Source organism: Kribbella sp. (genome assembly GCF_035655035.1).
Lineage (GTDB): Bacteria > Actinomycetota > Actinomycetes > Propionibacteriales > Kribbellaceae > Kribbella.
In genome coordinates this window covers 1-2,510 of sequence record NZ_DASRVN010000751.1, presented here as the reverse complement: position 1 = coordinate 2,510, position 2,510 = coordinate 1, and the positions used below count along the sequence as shown (strand labels likewise).

Annotated in this window: 2 protein-coding genes; both read left to right on the top strand. The window is 67.5% G+C overall.

Annotation, left to right across the window (positions count from 1 at the left end; genetic code table 11):
• The first annotated feature begins 105 nt into the window (after positions 1 to 105).
• Positions 106 to 1,557 carry a M4 family metallopeptidase gene (locus VFF46_RS38355; RefSeq protein WP_325042188.1) on the top strand — a complete coding sequence of 484 codons (1,452 nt, stop codon included), beginning with the start codon at positions 106 to 108 and terminating at the stop codon, positions 1,555 to 1,557.
• 40 nt (positions 1,558 to 1,597) lie between these two features.
• A partial coding sequence (locus VFF46_RS38350; RefSeq protein ID WP_325042187.1) for an oxidoreductase occupies positions 1,598 to 2,510 on the top strand: 913 nt, incomplete at its 3' end.

The window sequence follows — 2,510 nt, the reverse complement described above, 5'->3', positions numbered from 1 at the left end:
GGGTTGGGTGGGGGAATTGCTTCACAGGGGGTCGGGGGTGGAATTAGGGTTCGACGGATCGTAGTGGTTGGGTTACGGAGCGCGGATCTGGGAGGGAACAGAGGTATGGGGAGACGGCGCAAGGTCGGGTTGGCTGTGGTGGCTGGGTTGGGGGCTGTTTCGCTGGGGTTGTCGTTCACCAGTGCGGCGGGGGCGGCGCCGGTGGGGACGCCGGATGGGCTCAAGCTGGTTCGGACGAAGACGTCGTTGCTGGGGAAGCACTACTGGTATCAGCAGACCTTCAAGGGTCTGCCGGTCGTGGGTGGGTACTACGCGAAGCATGTCGGCAAGAACGGCGCTGTCGAGGTCGCGGACGGGCGGGACGCGGTGCCGGCCGATCTTGATGTCAGTGCGAAGGTGGCGCCGGAGGCCGCGACACAGGCGGCCAACGCTTCGGTGACTGCTCGGGCGCGGCGGGACGCGGGGCCTGAGAAGAGTTTGGTACGGCAGCCCGAGGCGACGAGTGGGGCCGCGCAGTTGGCGGTGATCGGTGGGCCGAACGCGCGGGTGGTCTGGAATGTGACGAGCCGCTCGACGGAGGGCGTGACCCGTTCGCTGGTCGATGCGAAGACCGGGAGTGTCGTCGAGTCGAAGGTGATCAGTGACAACATCGATGGGCGCGGGTCGGTGTTCGATCCGAATCCGGTGGTGAGTGAGCAGAACGAGAAGCTCACCGACATGAACGACAAGAACCAGGACGCGCTGTTCCTCGCGCAGAAGAACGTGATCCTGCGCAACCTGGACGGGTCCGGGAAGCTCAACGGGACGTACGTCAACATCAAGGAAGCCAAGGGCGGCGTCGCGCAGAGCAAGAACAACACGTTCGTGTACCAGCGTGCGAACGACAAGTTCGAGCAGGTGATGGTGTACTACCACATCAACCAGACGCAGGAGTACATCCAGAAGCTCGGGTTCACCGACGTGAACAACGAGTCGCAGGACTTCAGCGTCGACACGTACGCGGGGGACAACTCGTTCTACGACCCGTCGACGGACATGATCACCACCGGCGAGGGCGGTGTCGACGACGCCGAGGACGCCGAGGTGATCTGGCACGAGTACGGGCACGCGATCCAGGACGACGTCGTACCGGGCTTCGGTGAGTCGGAGCAGGCCGGTGCGATCGGTGAGGGCTTCGGCGACTACTGGGCCGTGACGAACTCGGTCCCGGTCAGCAAGGGCTTCAACCTGCCGTGCGTGATGGACTGGGACGCGACGTCGTACACGTCCGGCGAGCCGCACTGCCTGCGTCGTACCGACGGGACCAAGACGACCGACGACATCGACGGTGAGGTCCACGACGACGGCGAGATCTGGTCGCGGGCGCTGTGGGACATCCAGCAGTCGCTCGGCCGGGCCAAGGCGGACAAGCTGATCCTCGAGGCGACGTTCTTCTATGACCCGGACACCTCGTTCGCGAGTGCGGCGCAGGACACCGTGCAGGCTGCCCGGCTGCTGTACGGCAAGGCCGCCGCGCAGACGGTGACCGACGCGTTCAAGGCACGCAAGATCCTGTGATGCCGACCAGGTCGTGCGCCCGCACCGTTACTGTGGGCGCATGACCTGGAGTACGGCGGACATTCCCGACCTCACCGGACGGCGGGCGCTGGTGACCGGCGCGACCAGCGGGATCGGGTACGAGACCGCGCTGGAACTGCTCAGGCACGGCGCCGACGTGATCGTTGCCGCGCGCAACCCGGAGAAGGCGGCGCGGGCGGCGGAGCGGCTGACCCAGGAGGGTGGCCGGGCGCCGACGGTGCTCGAGTTGGACCTGGCCGATCTGGCGAGTGTGCAGCGCGCCGCGGACGAGGTCCTCGCGACGTACGACCGGCTGGAGCTGCTGATCAACAACGCCGGCGTGATGGCGCCGCCGTACCGGCAGACTGTCGACGGGTTCGAGCTGCAGCTGGGGACGAATCATCTCGGTCACTTCGCGCTGACCGGCAGGCTGCTGCCGGTGCTGCTCAAAGGCAGCCGGGTCGTCACGGTCAGCTCGTTCATGCACAAGGGCGTCCGTGGCGTCAGCGAGGACGACCTGCGCCGGCCCGCGGACAGCTACCGGAAGTGGGAAACGTACAGCCGGTCGAAGCTCGCGAACCTGCTGTTCATGCTCGAGCTCGACCGTCGCGCACGGGCGGCCGGTGCTCAGCTGCTGAGCGTCGGCGCGCATCCCGGTTACGCCTCGACGCACTTGCAGGCCGCTGGGCCGGAGCTTGCGGGCCGTGCCTTGCAGGCGCAGCTGTGGCGCGCCGCCACGCGGCTGGTCGCGCAGTCCGCTGCGGCCGGTGCGTGGCCGAGTCTGTACGCCGCGACGTACGCGGACCTGCGTCCGGGGTCGTTCGTCGGGCCCGCCTTCTTCGAGTACCGCGGCACGCCGAAGGTCGTGCTGCCGTCGCGTACGGCGCAGGACCCGGAGCTGGCGCAACGGTTGTGGGCCTGGTCGGTCGAGGCGACCGGGGTGGATCCCGCAC

Bases quoted from the DNA above. Each gene is read 5' to 3' on its own strand.
- VFF46_RS38355 (WP_325042188.1), top strand. From the start codon at position 106: ATGGGGAGACGGCGCAAGGTCGGGTTGGCTGTGGTGGCTGGGTTGGGG.